Here is a 22,473-nt window from a genome sequence, read left to right as displayed (position 1 = left end):
CTCCCTCCCCCTTGTGGGGAGGGGTTAGGGGTGGGGGTCCGTGCCGGGCAGACATCTCAGGAATTCCATATGCGATAGCCCTGCCACGAGGGGGGAGATTGGCAGCTTCAACGCCCACCAGACACACCCCAGAAACAAGATTCAACATCCGGGAAAAACTCGCGAAAACATCGCCTGTCATAACCACCCTCGCGGCGGCCAAGCGGGCTGCTGCACAACGCGAAGAAATGGTCCCGAAACATGCAACGAGGTTCGACCGGATGGATCGGTGCCCTGACAGGCATTTCGCTCGCCATGCTGGCGGTCGCACAATCGGGTGCGGAAGCAGCGGTCACCCGGAGCGAATATTGCAGCCAACTCGGCCTTCAACTCGACGGGGCTATCCAAACGAAGGCCACCCCAGGCACCAGCGCAAGCCAGATCGCCGAAGCAACCGCGCTCCAGGACAAGGCGAACCGGTTTTGTGCCGAGCGCAAACAGGCCCAAGGCATCAGGACCTACGCCAACGCCCTGAAGCTTCTTGGCGTGACACCGGTCGACCTGAACCAGTGACAGCAACCATCAATTCTCGAAGGAAGGGCCGCCTCTCTCGCAGAGCGAGGGCGGTTTTTCCAGCGCATCGCACCGCGGAAGTTCCTGCCGGACTACTTCTCGCCCAGATATTGGAAAACGGCCTGTTTCCACCAATCGCTTTCGATGGTCTGCAGGAGGGCGACATCGAGAGACTTGCGCAACGGGCTGCCGAGCGGCAGCGCAATGGCATATTGCTGCTGGTCGAAGGTCGCATCGAGAACCTGCAGGCTTGTCGCGTAATTCTGCCCGACCAGCCAGCCAAGCAGCGGCTTGTCGTGCACCAGCGCATCGATCTTGCCGGCGCGAAGCGCGTTGAGGCCCTGCTGGATCGAGGCAAAGTCCTGATGACGGATCTGGGTCGAATCCAGATAGGACGCCGTCGACGATCTCTGCACCGCGCCGACCCTGACCTGGGCGAGATCGCTTTCGCCCTGCACCATTCCTTCCATCTGCGTCACCGTCAGCACCGATGTGACGCCCGCGGTGAACACCGCGATGGCAATGATCGATCCCATCATCCAGAGCGCGGCCAGCACGCGCCCCGGCACGGTTCGCGGACCGAAGTCGCCGGTGCTGGCTTGCGTCGCGGCGATGGTCGACCACCACATGCTGGAAAACAGTCCCTTGGCGACGCCGCCGCCGAAATCGTCATTGTGCCGACGTTCAAACATCCAGATCAGGACGCCGACCACCACCGATATGATGACCAGCCCCAGCACCGCCTGGAGGAAGCCGAACGACGTCAGGGCATGCAGCACCGGCCGCCATGACGGCTGGTTGTTGAGCGGTGTCGCAATGCCGAGACCGGTCGTGAAGAAGGGCTGCGTGAAGTCGACGGCCTTTTCGCGGTCGGCCGTGACCGTGATCGCGGCCATCGCCGCATCGAACCTGCCGTTGACGACGCCATCGATCTGGTCCTGCACGGCAGGCACTTCGACATAGCGGAAGCGAAGGTTGAGCCGCCCGGCTATTTTCTGCCAGAGGTCGATGCTCAATCCCGACCAGCTGCCGTCCTGCAGCTTGAACGCAAAAGGCGGCGCCTCCTTGATCCCGACCGAGATCTCTTTTGCCGGCGAGGCCGAGGGGGAAGCCAGGTCGGGAGACGTCTGGTCGGGCGAGGTCTGGGCAAGCGTGGCGCCGGCTCCCACACACGCGACGATGACAATGAGACCCAGCGCCATCGTCCACGAAGCAACTCTTCTCAACGGCAACGACTCCCAGCGTCCGCCGCTCGATCGTCGCGGCTTTCGAAGGGTAGCCGCCGTGCCGTCCTTCGTCCACCGGCGATGTCGTTGCTGAAGCAGCCGCGCGACGCGCCGACCATCGAATTGCGCAAAAAAACAAGCAGTTGGAACAATTTCACGATTCAGATCCTGAAGCGCTTCGCGCAACGCCGGATCCCGTGCGGACAGGCTTGCCGTGCCGAAGACGAACTCGCGCCCAAACCAGCCCACCCCAAACCTTACTTCCTGCCTTGCGGGTAGATCGTCTCGCCGCGCTTCAGCATTGCCACAAACGTCTCGATCTTCTTCTTGCGCCCGGCCTCGGTCTTCATGTTGTGGGTGCGGAAGGCGAGCGCGAAACGGTTCTGGGCACTGAGCTTTGCCAGCATCACCTTCGCAGCGGGTTCGGCGTCTATGGCAGCCTGCAGGTCGTCGGGGATTTTCATCTCCTTGCCGCTGCCATAGGCGCGCGCCCAGCGCCCGTCCGCCTTGGCCGCCTCGACCTGTTTGAGCCCATGCTCGGTCATGCGGCCCTCCTCGACCAGCCGCGCGACATTGTCGATGTTGATCAGGCTCCAGATGCTCTTCCGGCTGCGCGGCGTGTAGCGCTGCAGGAAACTCTTGTCGTCCAACCCCTTGCGCACCGCATCGATCCAGCCGAAGCACAGCACCACGTCGATGGCTTGCTTGGGGGTGATCGACTTCAGTCCCGACCCCACCTTGTGAACCTTGATCCACACTTCGGTTTCCGTGGCGTGGTGCTTGCCGAGCCATGCGTAGAAGCTGCCCGGATCCGGGAATTCATGGACCTTGTCGGGATCAACCTTGACCGGCGCCATTAGCCGGCCTGTCCTTTCGGTGTCGCTCGCGCCATCAGTTCCCTCTCTGTCGTCCCTGGCATTGCCCGTCATCGACCAGAATGGCACGAGTCGCTGTCAGTTTCCGGCAGCAAACTTGGCGGGCGCCTACGGCGTTCCTTCGCGCCCCTCGACCTGAACATTTTTCTCCCGGCCCCGCTGTATGAAATTTCGGAATACCTGCCATGCTCGTGCTCGGGCACGCCATCTCGCTCCCGGGGGAATATGCCATGAAATCTCTGTTGCTCGCCTTTGTGTTGTCTCTCCCCACGGCCGCCCTCGCCGAGCCAATCGAAACCCGGAAGATCATCACAGCGGTGACCGGGGACTTCAACGGCGACGGCGCCGTCGATCTCGCCATGGTGGTGGAGACCGAGCCCGGCCACCCGATGGACGTCCACTTCTTCCTCAGGGACAAGGAGCACAATTACCTCAAGCCCGTCGAAACCGTGCACGAGCAGATCCACGGGGAATGGAACGGCTACGACCGGCCGGGTTACGAGAACTCCGACACCGAGCCGGAACTGACGATGCTGCCCAACGGTTCGATCAAATTCTACCTGCCGGCGATGCCGGTCGGCAGCGAACGGACCGACATGACGCTGACCATCGCCTGGCGCGACGCTGCCTTCATCGTCGCCGGCTTCGCCTATGACCATGATGACTATTTGAAGGAGAATGCCGAAAGCGCCTGCGAGTACAATGTCCTGACCGGCAAAGGCACCGGCAGCGAAAAGCAGCCGGACGGCAGCACCAAGCACAAGACCGTCTCGGTCGAAGGCCAGACCATCGCCTTCAAGGACTGGAACCCGGGCACCGCCTTCACCGCTTGCGGCAACTGATCGCCCTGCATCATCGGCGCTTCCGATAGCGCTATCGGTTTCTTCCGTTTTCACTTGCCGTACCGAACTGCCAATTCCCTGCCCTTCTCCATCCAAGCAAAGGCAGAGCGAATGAGCATTTCAAATGAGAAAATCCTGATCGTCGGTGGCGGCTCTGGCATGGGTCTGGCGCTGGCCCGGCGCTGCGTCGAGGCCGGCGCCGAGGTGATCATCGCCGGGCGCGGCGAGAACCGGCTGCGGCAGGCGCGCCAGGCGCTTGGCAATCCCGCCGAGGCCCTGGCCGCGATGGCCGAGCGGCTGCCGGGTCGGGCGGATCGGCCAACCCGACGACATCGCCGACGCCATCGACGCGTCTACTGCAGTTGCGGCTTTTTCAGAAAGCTGCCGCGGTCGGCCGATTTGACGCGCAGCCAGGTTTCGCGGCCGTCGCGCAACACCCGCATTGGAATCTCGGCCCCCGCCGAGCCGCTCTCCCACAGCTTGCGATAGAAATCGGCCAGCCCGTCGACCGCGCCGTCCCGGATGTCGGAGATGATGTCGCCTTGGCGCAGGCCGGCCTTGGCCGCCGGGCCGCCCTCGGTCACGCTCATCACCACCACTCTGCCGTCGCTTTCGGCCGACAGGGCGCCGAGCCACGGGCGCGGCGGCTTGGCCACCTGGCCGCGCGTCAGGAGGTCATCGAGAATGGGCGGCAACAGATCGATCGGCACGATCATGTTTATATCGGCGACCTCGCCGTTGCGGCTCATCTGCAGGCGCAGGGAACCGATGCCGAGCAGCGAGCCGTCAGCGCCGAACAGCCCGGCACCGCCCCAGGACGGGTGCGCGGGCGCAATGAAGATCGCCTCGTCGAGCAGATACTCCCAGTAGCCGGCGAATTCCTGCTTGGTGACGATCTTGGCCTGCACCGACTGGCCGGTGCCGTCGGCCAGCACGACGGCGTCGCCGATCCTGGTCTTGCCGGCATCGCCCAGCGCCACCGCCGGCAGGCCGAGCGGCGCCAGCGCCTGCACCAGCCCAAAACCCGATTCCTGGTCATAGGCCAGCGCATGCGCGGGGATGACGCGGCCGTCATGGCTGGTCAGCCAGACCTCTTCCGCCTCCGTGATGAGATAGCCGATGGTCAGCACCAGCCCATCGTTGCGAATGACGACGCCGCTGCCTTCCCTGAGCGTGCCGAGCGCGCCGGCCGTAAAGGCATCTTCGGGGACAGTGGCCCGCACTGCAACGACCGAGCGCGGATTGGGATTGATGGTCATGCTTTTGTCCTGGATGGGCTTTGGTGACATCTTCTATAGGTATGCCACGCAGGAGAAGGCGCAAGGGTGAGGAAGTGCCCAATTGCCGATCTTGGCTCCGCGGGCATCGATAATAGTTCAACGCAAGTTGAACTTACACATCCGCAGCCCTAGTTTATGGCGACCTGCCATCCTTCCCCGACACGAGGCCACGAAATGACCGACTACACACCGCCGAAAGTATGGACCTGGAACAAGCCGAGCGGCGGAGCCTTTGCCAGCATCAACCGGCCGATCGCCGGGCCGACGCATGACAAGGAACTGCCTGTCGGCAAGCATCCGTTGCAGCTCTATTCGCTGGCGACGCCGAACGGCGTCAAGGTCACGGTCATGCTGGAAGAGCTTCTGGCGCGCGGCCACAAGGGTGCCGAATACGACGCCTGGCTGATCCGGATCAACGATGGCGACCAGTTCGGCAGCGGCTTCGTCGAGGTTAATCCAAACTCCAAGATCCCGGCCCTGATGGACCGCAGCGGCAAGACGCCGGTGCGCATCTTCGAATCCGGTTCGATCCTGGTCTATCTCGCCGAAAAGTTCGGCGAATTCCTGCCTACCGAACAGCCGGCGCGCGCCGAAGTGCTGTCCTGGCTGTTCTGGCAGATGGGCTCGGCGCCGTATCTGGGCGGCGGCTTCGGTCACTTTTATGCCTATGCGCCGGAAAAGTTCGAATATGCCATGGACCGCTTCTCGATGGAGGTGAAACGCCAGATGGATGTGCTCGACCGCCGGCTGGCGGAGACTGAATATCTCGGCGGCAAGGACTATTCCATCGCCGATATGGCGGTGTGGCCCTGGTATGGCGGGCTGGCGCTCGGCCGCATGTACAATGATTCCGCCGAGTTCCTGTCCGTGCAGGAATACGCACATGTGCAACGCTGGGCCAAGGCGATCGACGCACGACCGGCGGTCAAGCGCGGCCGCATGGTCAACCGCGCTTTCGGCGAGCCTGCCATGCAACTGCATGAGCGCCACGACGCCAGCGATTTCGAGACCAAGACGCAGGATAGACTGGCCGCCGAATAGGCCATCGCGGATCGCAACAAAAGGAAACCCGCCACCGACGCGACGTCGGGGCGGGTTTTTCCCAAGGTCCAGTGCTGCGGGAACCCCTTAGTGCAGCACTTCAACGATCTGGCGGGTCTCCGGGTCGACGAGGACCGTCTGGTCATTGATCACCGCGACGCGGTATTTGACGTCGGGCACCTCACGCAGTTCGACAGTGTCCGGTACCGACGAGCCGAGCTTGAGTTCGACCCCCAGAAGGTTCACCGAGGCAAGCGGTTCCCTCTTGATGTATTCGCGAACGACCGTCTCCTGCTGCGGCTGGACGACGACGACGCTCTCCGCCAGCGCCGCACCAATGCCGCCCGTCACGACGATGGCAGCCGCCGCGCTTGTAAGATAAAGTTTCATGACCGTCTCCTAGTGACAATTGAATTCCGCCCTCCATAAAAACTCCACCGCTGCCATGTGGTTCCATCGAACTTCAGAATTGAAGATGTTATGTTTGCAGCCCGGATATTAATTTGTTGCTGATCAAGCATGCGGCAGACAGCGCAGAAATGCTTGAAAACTTGCACAAATGTGTATGGACATTAGAAGACGAAAAATTCCTTCTGCAGCCGAATTGGCGAAGCACCTGTTGTCGCCGCGTCAAATCAGCCTCGCGTCCCTCTATCTCGACGATGGGAGCACGAAAAAGACTCGCCCCGCCGGGAGCAGAGCGAGCCATGGCAGTGCCGATAGAGGTGGCAACCTCACCGGTACCGCTAGAGAAGCATGATCACTTGTTCCACCTGACGGCCTGAGCCATGCGAAGCCGGTCGCGCATGCATCATGTTCCCACGACGACGCCGAAATGTTCCCACGATACGCTGTGCCGAAACCTCCAGCAGGGCTATGCCCAGACAACGCTGTCTCTCAGTGACCAAACACCGTGATCGCGCTGTGGGCGAGGTTCCCCGAATTTGCCCGGGCGCACACGCGCGAGTGATCCTGGCCAGCCGGTCTCAAAGCTGGACACCGTCGCGATGCAATGGCGGGAAGGCGTCTACCGGATCCTGGCTCGGCACGATATCGTGCGAGCGCCTGAAGATCAGCCTCACGATGAGCACGAAGTAGCCGACCTGCAGGACAAGCAGCGTCGCTATCGTCCAGGCAAATGCCTCCCAGAAGGAGCCGGTGGCCATATAGGTCCAGGCCGCGACGATGATGGCCGTGGCTGACATTCCTACGAGAAACTGCCCAAAATACATGGTTTCCCCAAACCGCCGAAACCGCGCCGGTTCCAACCAGTCCCTGCTCATCCCATTTCCCGCGAACAACATTTCATTATTTTAGCAACTTCGCAAGTAAGCGGCCGATCGCCACTGCGCGCTTTCCATTGCGCGGCGACTTGGCAACGGTGGCGATCCGGCGCGCGGCGGCGGTGCCGGCGGGGCTGGGCTGACGCGCCAGCCGTCGAAAATCCAGAAGCACGCCCGCTCTTTGCACTTCGAGCAGGGGAACAAATGCCGGCACGCCGAGTTTCGCCTCCAGTTTTTTCAAGGAAAGGAGGCCGGCATGGCACCGCGCAACAAACCAAGCGCCGACATCGAAGATGACGCACCGCAGGCGGATGGGCCTACCATCGAGCAGCAGGATTGGGATGCGATCAAGGGCGGCGAGATCCTGCCAGAGTCCGTGCCGGAAAACGGCGACATGCGTTACGGCGTCGAAAAAGACGGCGATCTGCCCGACGAGGACGACGATAACGCGTACCAGGACAGCGACGATGCCCTTCCCGATGATGAGGAAGAAGCCGCGATCACGCGCGATCAGACCCGCGAGGGCCGATTCGACGAGACGTGAGCCATTCGTCGCCCGAGACATGACTGCCTGTTGTTGAACTTGCCAAAGCCACATTTTCCATGCCCGGTTCGCGGGAAAATGTGCTTGGCCGGCTAAGTTTTCCGCCTAGGCATTATATCAGATTTACCTAAAATAGCGGAACATCCAAGGGACATTATCGGAACTGAACAAGGCCCCTTGGACTTTTGCGCACGACGGATAAGACCTTGGTCCTACAGGAAAAAGCAAAAGCCCGACGTGACCGATTGAAGCTTCCAACGAGGGAACATCGGGGCCGTGTTCGTCGTTTGTCGAAAGCGGCCCCGCCGGGTGCCATGCCTGGAGAACAGCGCGATGCCCCACCGATCCACCATCATCAAGACGGGCCATGGCCCAGGAACGGCGATCGCCGTGCTCATGGTTGGATTAACGGCGGTGGGCATCGTGTTCCTCCTACTCGGCAGTTCACTTTACTTCGGTGAGCAGCCTGCGGATCAGCGTGCCCTGTCTTCGCCGCCCGCTCGATCGATACACGCGGCCGATAGCAAAGCGGCAAACTGAACGAGCTATTGCTGAGCCATAGCGAGATTGCCGCCGCGCAGGTCCTCCAGACTTAGGCCAGGAAGATCCGCCATTGCCGCTGCCTGCAGTGCGGCGGCCGTGCTGGTGATCATGCAGCGGAGCGGACAGCTTCGGACGGTGTTTTGTCCATCGGAGAAGTTTTGGGTTGCTTGCATTAACATTAGGTATATCTAATGTAACGATGGCCGACGACCGCCAGAAGTCGGCTGGCCCGGCGTCCTCCCTTTGCACCTGGCTGCCGGGCCATTTCTTGTCCTCGCCTTGCCGTCTTCGCCTTTGTGTGGCGCGGATTCATCTTCGCACCGTTTCGCCACGTGTAGCTTCAGCCTCGACAAACAGCCTCCGGCTCGGCAGCCGCAGGAAAGATGCGGACGCCGAGCCCATCGCACTGATCAAATCGCTAAGACGTGCAGGCTAGCTGCTAAAATCGAAGGACGACCGAAGGGCCACGTCTGCGATAGCACCGGACGCGACGGCGACCATGCCGCCAGTAACTGCGGCAGACCCGTCTCCAACGCCGCCCGTGCCGGCGCCGGCGCCAGCCCCGATCCCGATCCCAGTCCCGATCCCAGCCCCGATCCCAGCGTCGATGGTCGACCGGCTGCACCTCCGCATGTGCACCTTCGTCGTCGAGGGCCTCTGCCTCAATTTCATCGAGAATGCCGTTTCCGGCGCCTGGAACACCGGCCGCTGCCTCGATCGGGCGAATTGCCCCTGCAAGGGCCGCTGCCCCGGCAATGCCAAACATCGCCGTCAAGAAGGATCGCCGATCCATAGTAACCTCCCAACGTTGCATAAGCTGAACGAAGCGCTCGGCTGCCGAATGAGCAGGCCGGCGCATGGTGAAAATAGAGGATTCGCCAGCCGCCGAAGCGGCTTGCGAATCCTATCAGCGCAGGAAGGGACGTTGCTGCGCCGATCGACGACATGTCAGCCAAGGACTATCCCCATCACCAGAAAGGTGACAGCTGTCGCGAAAATCGGTGCGAGCAACCAGCGCGCTTGGCCAACACTTTTGTCCATCTGTCTCTCCGAATTCCGGGAGACAAACAGCCATGAACAGAGAGCCGTTCCCGTCGGTAAGACCAATGCGCTCGCAGACCAGACTTAAGTCGCACGTCTCACCCGACCGAAGCCCCAGCGGAGGAACATTTTCATTTGGCTCAAGTTCAGTTGCCGTCAGCGTTGAACGATCCTGTCATGCTGACTCGCAAGGAGAAACGGTATGAAAATGCACCTAACGGGCGCCGCAGCGGCGCTATTGCTGTTGGCTGGTGTCGGCGCCGTTGCCGCTCAGGACGTTGTCATTCAGCCTGAACAGGACACGGTCATCCGCGAGTATGTGAAGAAGCAGCCTCTCGCTTCGGTCAAGGTTCCCGGTGTGGAACTGAATATTGGTAGCGCGTTGCCGGACACGGTCGAACTTCATGAGATCCCCGATGTCAAATACCGCTACGTGGTGGTCGACAACCGCACCGTCCTGGTGGATCCGGGCACCCGCAAGATCATCAAGGTCTACGATTGAATTTCGAACTGTCCAACCCGCCGCCAGCCATGGCGGCGGGTTGCCCAGCTTCCAATCAGGACGAGTGAAGATGACAAGCAAAGCTGTGACATCCCCTGCTTTGGGCGTTCGCCTGGCCGATCTCCAAGCCAGGATGCGTGATGCGCGGGTGACGGATGCCGAAATGAAAACCTTTCAAAAGGTCGCGGCCATCATGGAAGATCGTCATGGTCGGATCGATGCCGACGACCTGATTGCGGCATCGTTCCTCGCCGATCCGGTGCAGGACCCGGCAAACGCCCTGAGCGACATCCCGACAAGCCAGCAGACTTTTTGACTCCCTGACCGGGAAAGCGCGCCGAAAGTCTCAGCCGAATCCGCACTTTTGCCCCAGCCTATTCCGCTTTCGCGGAAGTTTCGAGCGGCGCGCAATGTGCAATGTTGCTAATGCGGCGGTACGAGCCGCCCTGGTTGACGCGGGCGCCCGAGCCATCCCAACAATGCGCCCCCCCGTCCGCGTCGACCACGGCAGCCGCCTGTCTTCTCTCGCGAAGTCCTCAAGCCGGCCCGCCTGATAATGCGCGCTGCGGCGACGGTCGGGCTTCAGCCGCCGACAAGCGCCTTTGTGGTCACCAGATTGACGCCGGCCTCGGCGAATTCGCCATTGTGCCTGAGGATGACCTGCTCGGCACTCTCGCTGGCATTGTCCAGCGTGCTGTGCGCATCGGAGACCACGGTCACGCCGAGCCCTCTGGCGATGGCGCCCTTGACCGTCGCGGCCACGCAAAAATCGGTCTGTGCGCCCAAGAGCACGACAGCACTCGCACCCTGACCGGCAAGCCAGTCGCCGAAGGCAGGATTGCTGAAAGCATTGCGCACGGATTTGGCGAAGGTCGGCTCGTCCGCCGCTTGGCCGAGCGCGGGCCAAACCGGCCAGCCCGGCTCATCCGGTGCCAACGGGTCGCCATCGGGTCCGTCATGCCTGATAAAAGCGACCTTGCGCCCGCCGCGCCGCGCCCAATCGATCACCGCCTTGGTGCGCTCGACAATATCAGGCGCATCATGGATCGGCTGCTCGTGCACACCGTCGAACATGCCGGTCTGGAGATCGATGACGATGAGCGGCGCATTGTCTGGGAGGCTGGGTGCTGGCATTGGTTTTACATAGCACGGCGGACAGGGTGATCAAGATTTCGCTCATTCCGGCGCGCCGGCAAACAGCACCACGCCGTCGCCGCCGGTGGCCGGCAGTCGCGGATGGTGCGGTCGTTGCCGCCGGTCAGCACCGCGCCGTCGGCGGCGAAGGCCACCGCATAAATCGGGCCGGTCTGGCTGTCCAACATTGCGATCCGGTTGCCGCTATCCATGCCCCACAGCCGCGCCGTGCCGTCGAGCGAGTCGGAGACCAGGCGCCGGCCGTCGGCCGGCAGCGCCAATGCGTTGCCGTGGACAGTGAACACGGCGCCAGTATCGCCAGGAGGCCCGCCGCCGGACCCGGCTTGGTCGATACATGTCGCGCATCTGCCATCATCGCCGAGGGATCAGAAGAGATCGCTATGAAGAGACTTACGCGAAGCCGGCTTTCGTCAAGAAGGGCAAGCTTTCAGCCGTTACGGCAAACGGCTCGACCAGCGCCACGATATAATCAGGCACACTCTTGGCCGGATCACGCCTGGCGCGGAGCAATTCCAGGAAAACCACCGAAGACTTCGATTCGGAATGGCGTAAAACAAAGAATTGGAGGGCGGGCGCCTTGCCGCGCCTCCTCGGATTTATTGCAGTTTGCCGATTTCAGCCCGCACGGTTGACAGATGGCCGCAGTCTGGCATCATCGGATCGGGATTTTAGGAGAGTCTGATATGAAAAAAATCTATGTGAAGCCATCGTTCTTGAAAAAAGGCCGGTTGTCGGCGGTCACTGCGGCCAACGGCGCCTCGATTGTGCCGGGCTGACCGTAAACGAAACTTGATTGAAGCGGGGCGAAATTTCGCTCCGCTTTGGTATGCCTAAATCTCAGCGCGTCAGGACCAGATCGTCCACGACCATTTGCCAATAGTGCTTCGTCGACAGGCGAACACGCGTTACAGCTTTGAGCATTGGAGCGTAGTGCAGCGGCGTTAGCGCCGACAGCGTGACCTCGTCGCTTGCTATCAGCTGCTCGCCAAGCCAGCTTTCGATCAGCGCCACCTCCCCTTCCGACGCCAGCCAGGCGGCGCTCAGCATGACCGAGTGAAAGCCGAACGGCCGTTCGCAGCTGAATTCGGCCGGCAGCCCGCTGCTGGTGTAGAGCACATGGTCGCCGGAAACATTGCCATTGACATAGCCCTGGCTGTCCTTGGTGAAGTCGCGGGCCATCGCATTCAGGTTGCGCCACGCCAATCCGGCATGGCCAGCCGGAATTTTCCTGAGGCTGCGCGACGTCACATCGTCGAAATCGATCGTTTCGAGGGCGGCATCAGTGTCGATGCCGGCGCGTTGCGGCGACAGCAGGCCGAGATCCGCCGAGTAGGGCGATACCGTCAGCCGCCGCTCCAAGGCGCCGCCGCTGACGCTGACCGTGTCGGCTTCTTCAGCCAGGTCGAAGCTGAAGACGGCACCCGGCGCCAGTGCCCGCGTCTCCAGGACGTGCCCATTCCCCGACACGGAGAGGGTCGCTGGTCCATCGCCGGCGACGCGCCCGCTGACGCGGCGCGGCGGTGCCAGACCGACCGGCAGCAGCATCTCCTGCGATACCATCCCGGCCGGCGAACCCGGCAGCGGCAGGAAGTGTCGGGACTGAATGTCATTTTCGCTTTTCGCCTGCCAGCCGGGCGGCACCGAAACCACAAAGCGCCAGTTGCCCGGCTTGCGGATCACGGCCTTTCTGCTTTTCACCGACATTGGAAAATTGGCAAAGCCGGCATTGTTGGTGCGCGCGGACGCGGCGAGCTTGCCGGCTTCGTCATACAGCCGCACCATGATCCCGGCCATCGGCCGGTCTCCGGCGCCGTATTTGCCGTCGCGATCGACATCGAAATAGACGAAGGACGAGTAATTGAGCATACCCCCGCGGGCGTTCCAATCGGTACGGACGGCATAGTCGGCAGCCGGATTGATTAGCCGCCGTCCCTTGCGACGGCTGCGCTTCCGCCACAGCAGCCAGGACGCGACAGCAGCCGCAAGCACCACAATGGCGGCGGCCAGTATCTGGACAGCGCCCAAGTCAGGCATGGAGCCTCGATACATAAATCTCGTGGGGGGTTGCGTTCACGGGCGATCCGGCTGCGTTGGAGTACTTTGCCGACAGGTTATTGCATGTCGGCCAAAAGCGAACCCGGATTTGGGACAGCGACATGCATCAAGACAAAAGACTTAAAGCGCGTTGCAGGAATCCGTTCAAGCGCGACGCATGAAAGCAGTCGCCTTACTTCAATTCCACCCACACCGGCGCATGGTCGCTGGCGCCGTCCTCGCCGCGCACGTCGCGGTCGATGCCGGCAGCGGTCAGGCGGCGTGCCAGTTTCTTCGACAGCAGGATGTGATCGAGCCGGAGGCCGGCATCGCGCGGCCAGCGGTTGCGGCGATAGTCCCAGAATGTGTAAAGCGTTTCCTTCGGATGCTTCTTGCGCAGGGCATCAAGCCAACCCTGGTCGAGCAGGCGCTGGAACGACGCCCGGCTTTCCGGCTGCACCAGCGCGTTGTCGTCATAGGAGCGGGTGGCGTAGATATCGCGCGGCTCGGGCACGATGTTGTAGTCACCGGCCAGCACCACCGGCAGGCCGGTGTCGAGCAACTGTTCGGCATGCACCTCCAGCCGCGCGTGCCAGGCGAGCTTGTAGGCGAATTTCGGGCCGGGCTGAGGATTGCCGTTCGGCGCATAGAGACAAGCGACGATGATGCCGTTCACCGCCGCCTCGATATAGCGGCTCTGCCTGTCGGCATCGTCGCTGGGCAACGCATCGCGGGTCAGCACTGGCTCGGCACCCCGCGCCAGGATGGCAACACCGTTCCACGTCGGCTCGCCCTTCCACACCGCGCCATAGCCCGCCGCCGCCAATGCCGAGCGCGGAAACTGCATGTCGCGCGCCTTCAGCTCCTGCAGGCAGACGACATCGGGTTTTGCCGCAGCCAGCCATCCCAGCAGGTTTTCAAGCCGGCTGTTGATGTTGTTGATGTTGAAGGAGGCGATCTTCATCGCTTCAGGAAGCGACCCGACCCGACCACGCCTTCACCGTCTCGGCCAGCGTCTTCAGATGGTCGGCGGTCGAAAACCCCGAAACACTCTTGCGAGGCTTGAGATCGTGGTCGCCGTCCTCCAGCCAGATCACCTCGATGCGGTCGGAAAGGCCATAAGTCGCGACTTCGTCCCTGGTGCCGAACTCGTCGCGGGTGCCCTGGAAGATCAGCGTTGGCGTCTTTAGATCGGCGAGGTGTTTTGTCCGCAATTGCTCGGGCTTGGCCGGCGGATGGAAGGGATAGCCGAGGCACAGCAGGCCTGAAATCTCGCCCTTGGCAAACATCTCGTCGGCGACCATGGAGGCGACGCGCCCGCCCATCGACTTGCCGCCGATGATCAGCGGTCCCGTCACGCCCTTTGCCCTGAGGTTGGCTATCGCCTTGATATATTCCGGGTTGACCGTCTCGGCCCGCGGCGGTGGCTTGCGGTGGCCGTAGCGGCGCGCGGCCATGTAGTGGAATTCAAAGCGCGCAACCCGAAAGCCGGCCGCGGCCAGCGCCTTGGCGGTGGCGGTCATCGAGGGCGAATCCATCGATGCACCGGCGCCGTGGGCGAGCAGAATGGTGACGGGAGCATTATCGTCGCCGTCGAAGAGGAAGGTGGTCATGGGGCGGTCTCGCTGGAGAGGTCGAGTTCCGTCACACCCCCCTCTGTCCTGCCGGACATCTCCCCCGCAAGGGGGGAGATTGCGCGCTCAACCGCTTTCGCCAATCTCCCACTTTGCAAGAAGGAGCGGGACGCCCAAGCTTCCGATCTCCCCCCTTGCGGGGGAGATGGCCGGTAGGCCAGAGGGGGGTGTTCAAGCGCCAGCATCCCTCACCCCGCCGTCCGCGCCAACTGCAAATCCACGAACTGCACGCCCTTGGCTGCAACCCGTGCCCATTCGGACTCCGCGTCGAGTTCGAGATAACGCACCCACAGGCCCCGCGCCTCCGGCAGATTGCCGGCGTCGAATTCCAGCCGGGCGAGGTTGAACACCGGATCGGCATAGGTCTTGTCGAGCGCGATCGCTTTCTGCAGGTGCCTTCGCGCCGAGGCTTCGCGACCTTGCTCGCTCATCAGTCCGGCCAGGTTGAACCACGCCTCGACGAAGGCCGGGTCGAGTTTTATCGCATTGATATAGTCGTGCGCGGCGTCCGCCGCGTGGCCGCCGGCGCGCAGGCAGTTAGCGCGGTTGAAGGCGGCAATCGCATCGCTCGGATCGATGGCCAGGCAGCGCTGGTAGAGCGCGGCGGCCCTATCATGGTCGCCCTGCTCCTCCGCCGCTTCCGCCTCGGCGAACAACTCCTCCAGCGTGTCGTCACCCGCTGCCCCGGCTGTTCCGAGATCGAACAGCAACTGCCCGTCGAGTTCGCTCTGGCCGCCTTCGAGATAGATGGCATCGGCGCGTCCATGCTGCGAGCCGACATTGAGCGACTTGGCGGTCAGCGACGCCACCGGGCCGGAGCGGTGGACGGAGCGCGCGATCGCCCCCCATGTCGCGCCGCCGGCGATGAGCCCGGCATATTTGCGCGCCAGGATCAGGTCGCGGAAGGAATAGGGTTCAACGTCATGCTCGAACGCATCGAACAGGCTGAGCAGGTCGAGGTCGGAGCCTGATAGCCGCGACTGATCGATCAGCGATTGCCGCGACAGCGAAGACGCTTCCGGTGTCTTCATCAGTCCGAGAAGGCGCAGAAATCCGTTCTCGCTGATCAGCGTTCGCCCGGCCGCGCGCTCGGCGGCGACACGGCGTTCGATCTCGGCATCGCCGTTCCTGGAGAGCCCGGCTTTGGCCAACAGTGTCCGGCCGAAGACGACATGCGTGGTGCGCCTGGTGATACCGCGCCGCAGCTGGCCGTGTCGGCGTTCCACTTCCCGCGCAGCCAGCCTGAGCGGAAAAGCCGCCAGCGCGCCTATCGTGCCGAAAACAGCGCCGGTCGGTGCCGTCATTTCTTGCTCTTGCCGACCGCCTTCAGCAGATTGGCCTTCAACGGATTTTCAGCAGCACCACCCGCTGCCGCCTTCTTCGCGGCGGGCTTGGCAACCTCGTCGGCCTTGCTTTTCGACTTGGCCGGCGGCTTCGATTGCGACAGGCTCGCCTTGAGCGCATCCATCAGATTGATGACATTACCGCGCTCGGGTGCCGCCGCGATGATCGGCTTGTGGCCTTTCAGCTTCTCGCGGATCATCGTCATGAGTGCCGCCTCGTAGCGGTCCTCATAGTTCTTCGGATCGAAGGTGGTTTCCTTCTGCTTGATCAGTGCTTCGGCGAGCTGCAGCATTTCGGGATCGGGCTTGCCGGCTGGGATGTTGCCGAAATATTCAGCCGTGCCACGCACTTCGTTCGGATTCCTCAAGGTGCACACGAACATGCCGTTCTCGCGCGCGCCGATCGTCACCACCCGCTCGCGGCTCGACAGCACCAGGCGTGCGATCGCCAGCTTGCCGGATTTGCGCATGGCTTCGCGCAGCACGGCGAAGGTCTCCTCCGCCATCGCGCCGTCAGGCGCCATGTAGTAGGGCGCGTCCTGATAGATGACGTCGACCTCGTCCTCGTCGACGAAGGCCTCGATGTTCATCGTGTGATTGGATTCGATGCGCACCGCATCGAGGTCGGCATCATCTATGATGATGTACTGCTTGTCCTCGTATTCATAGCCCTTGACCAGATCAGCACGCTCGACGAGCCCCAATTCGGGGTCGACCGGTTTCATGTTGATGCGGTTGTGGGTCTTCTTATGCAACTGGTTGAAGCTGATGCGCTCGCTGGCGCTGGTGGCGGGATATAACCGCACCGGACAGCTGACGAGGCTGAGTTTAAGGTAACCTTTCCAACTTGCCCTGGGCGCCATGAAACACTCCTACGCGGCCATGCACTGACATTGACTGCAGCGCTTTCGTCCGAAGGACGAACGAGGCTGCGCAAATCCTACACCGACCCCGCACAATACAGGCAAATCCCTGACGAAATCTTCCGCCACGTCTTTGAGGTCGTGGCGGAGAGAATAATTCAAATTGTCGGAAGCGTCGATGGCGTTGGGTTCCTCGCCCCGCAACGCTCTCCTCCATTTCATGGGGGCCGAGGAACCTAGTTCTTCAAGGTCGGCAAATCCCGCGCGAACTCGTCGATCTCGGCCCACGGATCGCCCGACGTCGCCAGCAGCCCCGGCAGGGAGGAATAGTTCAGATCCTGCGGCGCATCGATGGATTCGAGGTCGCTCCAACTGACCGGCGTCGAGGCCGGCAGATTGGTGCGGGCGCGCAGCGAGTAAGGTGCTGCCGAGGTGTGGCCGCGCGCATTGCGGTGATAATCGATGAAGATGCGCTTCTTGCGGTTGTCCTTGCCCATGGTGGTGGTGAAAGTATCAGGCGCCGTTGTCGCCAGATGCGTGGCGATCGCGCTGGTCACCTGGTGCAGTTTCTTCCAGTTCTGCTTGCCCGTCACCGGCACGGTGATGTGGATGCCGCTGCCGCCGGAGGTCTTGGCGAACGGCACCAGCCCCAGGCGCTCCAGCTCGCTTCTGATATGCACCGCAGCCTCGACCACCTCGCGCCAGGTGATCCCTTCTCCCGGATCGAGGTCGAGGACGATCTGGTCGGGCCTGTCGAGGCTGGTGCGGTGGGTGCCCCAGGTGTGGAACTCGACGACGCCGAACTGCGCCAGCGCCAGATACCCTTTCGCGCCTTCGACCGAGAGATAGGATTTGGTCTCGCCCTCGGAATTCGTCGCGTCGAATGTCACCACTGAGGGCGGCATGCCGGTGAAGGCGTGGCGCTGGAAGAAGCAATCCTTCGGCAGGCCGGTCGGGCAGCGCACCAGCGACACCGGCCGGCCGAGGATGTGCGGCAGCATGAAGTCGCCGACCAGCGCGTAATAGACCGCGATGTCGAGCTTGGTCGGGCCGGTCTTGCCGAACAGCCGGCGCGTCGGGTTGGTCACCCAGATTGTGGCAAGGTCGGCCTCGGCGATCAGCCGCTTGCGTTTGGACGAGACCGGCGTCGACAAGCCGACATCCCTCAAACCACGGAAGACGCCGTGGCGTAGCGCATTGTCTGAGGTGCGGTTGGCGTAATGAATGCGCGCCGACAGCAGCGGCCGCACCCAGTTCATCTCGCGCATGATTTCGCGCGGGACACCCTCGGGCGGGGTGGCGCCTTCCCGCAGCGGCTCCAGCCTGGCGAGCAACTCACCGGCGGTGGCGGCATCGAAACCGGTGCCGACCTTGCCGCGATAATGCAATTCACCACCCTCGAACTCTGCCATGCCGAGCGCCGCCAGCCCTTCGGCCGCATCGGAGATGGTGAAGCCGGCGATGACGAAGTCGTCCGACAGCAGTGCCTTGGTCTTGGTCCAGCTTTTGCTTCGGCCGCTCTGATAGATGGCCGTGGCGCGCTTTGAGACGACACCCTCCAGCCCGAGTTCCGACACCTGGTCGTAGAGCCCCTGCCCCGAACCTTCGACATGGTCGGAGAACTGGATGGCGGAATTGGCGCCGACGCCCGACAGCATCTGCGCCAGCAGCGCCTTGCGCCGGACCAGCGGCGCCTTGGTCAGGTCCCAGCCGTCGAGGTGGAGAAGATCGAAGGCGTAGAAATGGAGCTTGTTGCCGGCGCCCTCGGCCAGCGCATCCTGCAGCAGCGCGAAGCGGCTGATGCCCCGGGCGTCGAGCACCACGATCTCGCCGTCGATGATGGCGTCGCGGCACGGCAGTTTGGCGAACGCATGCGGCAGGTCGCCATAGCGCTTCGTCCAGTCGATGCCGCCACGGGTGATCAGCTTGACGACGCCGCCAGCGAGATGCGCCATGGTGCGGTAGCCGTCGAATTTGATCTCGTGCAGCCAGACTTGTTGGGTGTCGTCGCCATCGGGTGGCTTTGGCACCTGCGTCGCCAGTTGCGGCTCGATACGGGCAAGCATGGGGGCCTTGAACACGCCCGGCAGCGTGCCGGGCTTCAGCGATCCCTGTCTGGGCGCGGGTTTGGCAGCGGGCTTCGCCGGCGCCGCCAGCTCCTCGATGCGCAATCCGGATTTGACGCTTTCCGGCCGGGCCGTGAGGATGTCAAGCGCGGTGTCGGCGGCGAGGTCGCGTTCCTTGAAAAGCAGCCAGTTCTTCTTGTTTTCGTCTTCGCCGGGTTTCGGCTTCAGCCGGGTCAGCATCCAGCCGCCATTGAGCTTGTCGCCGGCCAGCCGGAACTTGAAGGCGCCGGTTCGCAAGCTCTTTTCGACGTCGTCCATCGGCGCCCATGTGCCGGTATCCCAGACGATCATCGGCCCGCCGCCATACTCGCCCTCGGGAATGACACCCTCGAAGTCGATATATTCGAGCGGATGATCCTCGGTCTCGACCGCCAGCCTCTTGTCGGCCGGATTGAGCGAAGGCCCGCGCGGCACCGCCCAGCTCTTCAAGACATCGCCGACCTGCAGGCGCAGATCATAATGGTCAGCGGTGGCGTGGTGCTTGTGCACGACGAAGCGGTTGCCGTCGCTGCTGACGAGCCCGCCAACCGGTTCCGGCGTCTTGGCGAATTCGCGTTTGGCGCGATAGGCTTTGAGCTTTGGTGGAGTCGTCATCGCAAGGATCGAAGCACGGCGGCCAGGAACAAGCCAGTCACGCTCTCAATCGTCAGCGGCCGGCGTCAACTCGAGCTCCGCCGGCGACAGTCCTTGCTGCAGCTGGCTCAGCCGGAATTCGTCGACCCAATAGGCCTCGCCGTCGACCAGAACCCGGGCCTGGTAGGTGCCTGCCGAAAAACACTGCGCGGTGATGTAGACCTTGTGACGATCGAGCGCCTTGCGCACCGCGGCGCGCTTGGAATTCTGACCTGTGACGGGACTGAACATGACACTGCCCTCGGTCGCCCTGACACGCAACGCGGCCGCTGCCGGCAGCCTGACGACTGGGGCCAAGGATGGCGGAGACGCGCCGTCCTGTCAATTTCGCGGACAGCGCAGGATGCGGCCCGGTCAAATTTACCAATCTTTTGAAGATGCTTGGGCCTTGGCCTGAATCAAGACGTGAAGCGCGCCGCCAAACAATCGCCCATCGCTGCCGCCCTGCTACGCGGCCGGCATGCCCGAATGAGCAGATTTTTGAACTTCCGTGCCGATGAGATCGAGTGTCGCCGCCGCAACATCGGCAACCTGGAGCCGCTGGACGCAATAGACCCCACCGGCGTTGTTTTCTTTACATAAACCTGGAGCGATGCATGGGCAAGGCATGGGCGGCTGGAGCGTCCGGTTGGGGACACCGAATGGGCCCCATTGCTCAGGCGACGTCAGACCGTACAGCCCCACCGCTGGAGTTCCGACAGAGGCCGCGATGTGCATCGGGCCGCTCTCATTGCCAAGAAAGATCGACGCTTCGGCCAACAATGCTGTCAAGACCTCAAGCGAGGCTTTTCCGACGACACTTGCGACCGGCGATGCTGCCACTTCAAGGATGCTTTGCGCGGCAAGCCCTTCATCCGGCCCACCAACGAGGAGGGATCGCAGCCCGGTTTTGGCGTATACCTCATCGATGACCGCAGCAAAATGTTGGGGCGGCCAGCAACGGCCTTCAAATCTCGCGCCGGCATGCACGGCCACATAGGACTTCTTCGCCAAAGCGTTTTCCGCAAGAAGCCTGGCACACTCTTCCTGGGCAGTCCTGGTCGGCTGCAGCCGAGGCGTTGGATCCTGATAATCCAACCCAAGGGCGCTGAGTGGAGACAGGTTCCTGTAGAGATAATGCGGTCCGCCATGTCCGAAGGTCGCGGCGAGCACGTTTGCAAGCTGGATTTCCCAGAACTTCATCGGATGCTCGGAAGGATCGAAGCCGACGCGAAGTGGAGCCCCGATCAAGCGATGCATGATCCGCGAGGTTTTTGAATCGGTAAGGTCGATGCTAAGATCGAATTTCCGACGCCGCAGATCAGAGATGACGCCACGATAGTCGCTCAAACGTTTGAGCAGAGTCCTTCCTCTGCCACGGGATTCAAAGCCAACGGCAACATCGGCGATCCCTTGCGCGACAATGAACTGCTTGAGACCCGGCGCACAAAGCATGGTTACCGATGCTTGCGGATAAGCAAGACGCAGATTGCGAACCAAAGCAGATGTCAGAACGACATCTCCAATGTACTTCGTTTGAATAATGAGGATGGAACGAATCCCATCTCCTAAACTTGCATCCATCGATATGATCTGCCGAAAACGCCAACTTAAAAAATCTGCCGAGGACACTCATTTCTGAACGGCAAGCGGGGCTTTCAGATATAGAGCTAACCAACCCAGTCAACAAGCTTGCCGGCCTTGGTGCCTCTTTGCATCGGTCGTCGGCAAACGCTCGTCCTCAGTCCTTCAATCGCCGCAAGCGGCGCGTCAAGCCCTGGACGGCCTTGAGCAGCCGGGGACGCGACCGCGTCATGCCTTCGACCCGGCTGCGCAGCAAAATGGCTGCGTTCGCAGCCCTGCCCCGCACTGTCACCGGTTCGCAGACCTCGGCCAGTACCGAGCTCGAGGCACCGATATGTTGCTTGTAGCCCTGGCCGCCGACCGACAGGTCGAAATAGTCGAAGCCCCGCTCGCATCCCCACACCATCAGCTTGCCCATCGTCGTCAGGCCGGGTGAGACATTGGCGACCGCATTCTGGTCGATGCCGAGCAGGAGGGCGTGAAGTGTGCCTTTTCTCACCAGCACATAGATGGAGGCAAGCCAGGCTTCACCGACGCGTAGTCCGAAGAGCCGCACCGATCCGTTGGACAGGCCTTGCAGCGCCGCGGCGCGGTAGAAATCGACGACCGGGGCCTGCGTCAGGAGGTCGAAACGCCCGAGCTCACGAAAACGCTTGAGCCGCATTTCCAGCAGTGCATCCAGGAGCTCCTCGGTCAGGTCAGGCGTATCGGCCTCGACCAAAGCGAGGCCACCAAGCTGTTCGAAGCCGCGGCAATGCTTGCGGAAGGCCTTGGCGAAGGACGGCTTGCAGATTCGCTTGATGAGCGTCTCCGGGTCGCCATGCAGGACGAGGCCGGAGGTGACCTGGATGGAGTCGCGCGCCACCGAAAGCAATGCCAGCGGATTGGCCACGCCGTGGACCTGCTGCGGAATTCCCGCGATATGGATGCGATCCGCCGATGGCAGCACGGCACGGACCGCTGCCCACATGGCGTCGGCACTCTGCCTGGTCCACGCTCTCCCATCCGCCAGCAGCGGCACCGCGTAGTCGCACACGCGGCAGCTCAGCCATTCGATCACGTGGTGGCCGAGAGCCCGGCGCCGCATCAGCGGCAGCAGCATGGCCGGCGCGCCGGTCACGGCGTCACTCACCTCGACGAGGACCAGATCCGCGTCTTTGGGCATCAGCCGTGCGGCGATTCCTTCGATCCAGGCATAATGCTGGTGGGCAGTGCAGACGCCGTGAGCTTCAAGGAGCAGCCATAGCAGCCTTACGGTGTCGAAGCTGGTGTGCAGCCGAGCCGTGAAGTGCGCGGTTGCATCAACGTTGGCGACAGTCGGGGAAAACGGCCCACCGGGCAGATCCCTTATCGGAGTCGTTCCCGCCGCGTAGCTTGCCACATGCTTCTCCCG

Annotated in this window: 25 protein-coding genes and 1 pseudogene; 9 read left to right on the top strand and 17 right to left on the bottom strand. The window is 62.4% G+C overall.

The genetic code is table 11. The annotated features are described in order from the left end of the window. Positions 1 to 240 precede the first annotated feature (240 nt). Complete coding sequence (locus tag NKJ04_RS24300) at positions 241 to 552, top strand: hypothetical protein (RefSeq protein ID WP_352677642.1); 312 nt, start codon at positions 241 to 243, stop codon at positions 550 to 552. Positions 553 to 644: 92 nt separating this feature from the next. Here NKJ04_RS24300 and NKJ04_RS24295 read toward each other — a convergent pair whose 3' ends face one another. Beyond that, positions 645 to 1,778 (bottom strand): transporter substrate-binding domain-containing protein, encoded by a 1,134-nt coding sequence (locus NKJ04_RS24295; RefSeq protein ID WP_352677640.1) that lies wholly within the window; start codon positions 1,776 to 1,778, stop codon positions 645 to 647. Between the two features lie 87 nt (positions 1,779 to 1,865). On the opposite strand from NKJ04_RS24295, the gene NKJ04_RS24290 reads away from it, so the two are divergent. Next, positions 1,866 to 2,057, top strand: coding sequence for a hypothetical protein (locus NKJ04_RS24290; protein WP_352677638.1), 192 nt, complete (start codon positions 1,866 to 1,868; stop codon positions 2,055 to 2,057). On the opposite strand, the gene NKJ04_RS24285 is transcribed toward NKJ04_RS24290, so the two are convergent. After that, positions 2,036 to 2,635 carry a YdeI/OmpD-associated family protein gene (locus NKJ04_RS24285; RefSeq protein WP_128305569.1) on the bottom strand — a complete coding sequence of 200 codons (600 nt, stop codon included), beginning with the start codon at positions 2,633 to 2,635 and terminating at the stop codon, positions 2,036 to 2,038. The two genes, NKJ04_RS24290 and NKJ04_RS24285, sit on opposite strands and share 22 nt — an antisense overlap. A 248-nt stretch (positions 2,636 to 2,883) precedes the next feature. Between NKJ04_RS24285 and NKJ04_RS24280 the strand changes: the two genes are divergently transcribed. Next, entirely contained in the window at positions 2,884 to 3,495 is a 612-nt protein-coding gene (locus NKJ04_RS24280; RefSeq protein ID WP_164893069.1) for a hypothetical protein, read from the top strand. Positions 3,496 to 3,606: 111 nt separating this feature from the next. Further along, a pseudogene (locus tag NKJ04_RS24275) lies at positions 3,607 to 3,711 on the top strand (SDR family oxidoreductase); the annotation flags it as partial. Positions 3,712 to 3,848: 137 nt separating this feature from the next. On the opposite strand, the gene NKJ04_RS24270 reads toward NKJ04_RS24275, so the two are convergent. Further along, positions 3,849 to 4,754: a S1C family serine protease gene (locus tag NKJ04_RS24270; RefSeq protein WP_352677635.1), complete on the bottom strand. Its 906-nt coding sequence runs from the start codon at positions 4,752 to 4,754 to the stop codon at positions 3,849 to 3,851. Positions 4,755 to 4,949: 195 nt separating this feature from the next. Here NKJ04_RS24270 and yghU point away from each other — a divergent pair, with 195 nt between their 5' ends. After that, positions 4,950 to 5,816 carry a glutathione-dependent disulfide-bond oxidoreductase gene (yghU, locus tag NKJ04_RS24265; protein WP_352677633.1) on the top strand — a complete coding sequence of 289 codons (867 nt, stop codon included), beginning with the start codon at positions 4,950 to 4,952 and terminating at the stop codon, positions 5,814 to 5,816. Positions 5,817 to 5,903: 87 nt separating this feature from the next. Here yghU and NKJ04_RS24260 read toward each other — a convergent pair whose 3' ends face one another. The 3 genes from NKJ04_RS24260 to NKJ04_RS24250 form a co-directional block, all read right to left on the bottom strand. Then, entirely contained in the window at positions 5,904 to 6,206 is a 303-nt protein-coding gene (locus NKJ04_RS24260; protein WP_352677631.1) for a DUF1236 domain-containing protein, read from the bottom strand. Positions 6,207 to 6,802: 596 nt separating this feature from the next. Further along, positions 6,803 to 7,021 (bottom strand): exopolysaccharide production repressor protein, encoded by a 219-nt coding sequence (locus NKJ04_RS24255; RefSeq protein WP_352677629.1) that lies wholly within the window; start codon positions 7,019 to 7,021, stop codon positions 6,803 to 6,805. Between the two features lie 103 nt (positions 7,022 to 7,124). Then, positions 7,125 to 7,340 (bottom strand): hypothetical protein, encoded by a 216-nt coding sequence (locus tag NKJ04_RS24250; RefSeq protein WP_023813333.1) that lies wholly within the window; start codon positions 7,338 to 7,340, stop codon positions 7,125 to 7,127. A gap of 15 nt (positions 7,341 to 7,355) precedes the next feature. Here NKJ04_RS24250 and NKJ04_RS24245 point away from each other — a divergent pair, with 15 nt between their 5' ends. The 3 genes from NKJ04_RS24245 to NKJ04_RS24235 all read left to right on the top strand — a co-directional run bounded on the left by NKJ04_RS24245 (position 7,356) and on the right by NKJ04_RS24235 (position 10,045). Then, complete coding sequence (locus NKJ04_RS24245; protein WP_023813332.1) at positions 7,356 to 7,643, top strand: hypothetical protein; 288 nt, start codon at positions 7,356 to 7,358, stop codon at positions 7,641 to 7,643. 1,786 nt (positions 7,644 to 9,429) lie between these two features. Further along, a complete protein-coding gene (locus NKJ04_RS24240) occupies positions 9,430 to 9,729 on the top strand; it encodes a DUF1236 domain-containing protein (protein ID WP_031213630.1) in 300 nt (99 codons plus the stop codon). Between the two features lie 70 nt (positions 9,730 to 9,799). Next, a complete protein-coding gene (locus tag NKJ04_RS24235; RefSeq protein WP_031213628.1) occupies positions 9,800 to 10,045 on the top strand; it encodes a hypothetical protein in 246 nt (81 codons plus the stop codon). Between the two features lie 266 nt (positions 10,046 to 10,311). Here the strand turns inward: NKJ04_RS24235 and NKJ04_RS24230 are convergent, their stop codons facing one another. Together NKJ04_RS24230 and NKJ04_RS24225 are read right to left on the bottom strand one after the other, a co-directional pair. Further along, positions 10,312 to 10,863, bottom strand: coding sequence for an isochorismatase family protein (locus NKJ04_RS24230; protein ID WP_352677627.1), 552 nt, complete (start codon positions 10,861 to 10,863; stop codon positions 10,312 to 10,314). A gap of 5 nt (positions 10,864 to 10,868) precedes the next feature. After that, entirely contained in the window at positions 10,869 to 11,168 is a 300-nt protein-coding gene (locus tag NKJ04_RS24225) for a WD40 repeat domain-containing protein (RefSeq protein WP_352677625.1), read from the bottom strand. Positions 11,169 to 11,567: 399 nt separating this feature from the next. On the opposite strand from NKJ04_RS24225, the gene NKJ04_RS24220 reads away from it, so the two are divergent. Further along, the gene (locus NKJ04_RS24220; protein ID WP_352677623.1) at positions 11,568 to 11,660 is read left to right on the top strand and encodes a putative RiPP precursor; all 93 of its coding nucleotides are present in this window, start codon (positions 11,568 to 11,570) and stop codon (positions 11,658 to 11,660) included. A gap of 61 nt (positions 11,661 to 11,721) precedes the next feature. On the opposite strand, the gene NKJ04_RS24215 is transcribed toward NKJ04_RS24220, so the two are convergent. The 9 genes from NKJ04_RS24215 to NKJ04_RS24175 form a co-directional block, all read right to left on the bottom strand. Further along, positions 11,722 to 12,918, bottom strand: a complete 1,197-nt coding sequence (locus tag NKJ04_RS24215) for a hypothetical protein (protein ID WP_352677621.1) — start codon at positions 12,916 to 12,918, stop codon at positions 11,722 to 11,724. A gap of 193 nt (positions 12,919 to 13,111) precedes the next feature. Next, the gene (locus NKJ04_RS24210) at positions 13,112 to 13,882 is read right to left on the bottom strand and encodes an exodeoxyribonuclease III (RefSeq protein ID WP_352677619.1); all 771 of its coding nucleotides are present in this window, start codon (positions 13,880 to 13,882) and stop codon (positions 13,112 to 13,114) included. A gap of 4 nt (positions 13,883 to 13,886) precedes the next feature. Continuing rightward, positions 13,887 to 14,531: an alpha/beta hydrolase family protein gene (locus NKJ04_RS24205; RefSeq protein ID WP_352677617.1), complete on the bottom strand. Its 645-nt coding sequence runs from the start codon at positions 14,529 to 14,531 to the stop codon at positions 13,887 to 13,889. Between the two features lie 209 nt (positions 14,532 to 14,740). After that, on the bottom strand, positions 14,741 to 15,856 hold the full coding sequence (locus NKJ04_RS24200) for a tetratricopeptide repeat protein (RefSeq protein ID WP_352677615.1): 1,116 nt from the start codon (positions 15,854 to 15,856) through the stop codon (positions 14,741 to 14,743). Then, a complete protein-coding gene (gene ku / locus NKJ04_RS24195; protein ID WP_024501732.1) occupies positions 15,853 to 16,758 on the bottom strand; it encodes a non-homologous end joining protein Ku in 906 nt (301 codons plus the stop codon). The genes NKJ04_RS24200 and ku overlap by 4 nt, the downstream gene beginning before the upstream one ends. 236 nt (positions 16,759 to 16,994) lie before the next feature. Further along, positions 16,995 to 19,478, bottom strand: coding sequence for a DNA ligase D (gene ligD, locus NKJ04_RS24190; protein ID WP_352677613.1), 2,484 nt, complete (start codon positions 19,476 to 19,478; stop codon positions 16,995 to 16,997). A gap of 45 nt (positions 19,479 to 19,523) precedes the next feature. After that, complete coding sequence (locus NKJ04_RS24185) at positions 19,524 to 19,748, bottom strand: hypothetical protein (RefSeq protein WP_352677611.1); 225 nt, start codon at positions 19,746 to 19,748, stop codon at positions 19,524 to 19,526. 216 nt (positions 19,749 to 19,964) lie between these two features. Then, positions 19,965 to 21,080, bottom strand: a complete 1,116-nt coding sequence (locus tag NKJ04_RS24180) for a glycosyltransferase family 9 protein (protein ID WP_352677609.1) — start codon at positions 21,078 to 21,080, stop codon at positions 19,965 to 19,967. A 157-nt stretch (positions 21,081 to 21,237) separates the two neighbouring features. Further along, positions 21,238 to 22,461, bottom strand: a complete 1,224-nt coding sequence (locus NKJ04_RS24175; RefSeq protein ID WP_352677607.1) for a GNAT family N-acetyltransferase — start codon at positions 22,459 to 22,461, stop codon at positions 21,238 to 21,240. Positions 22,462 to 22,473 lie beyond the last annotated feature (12 nt).

Origin of the sequence: Mesorhizobium sp. M0618 (genome assembly GCF_040320765.1) — a bacterium.
Classification (GTDB): Bacteria; Pseudomonadota; Alphaproteobacteria; order Rhizobiales; family Rhizobiaceae; genus Mesorhizobium.
Note: the sequence above shows the minus strand (reverse complement) of the source record. Positions and strands in the feature narration are given on the sequence as shown.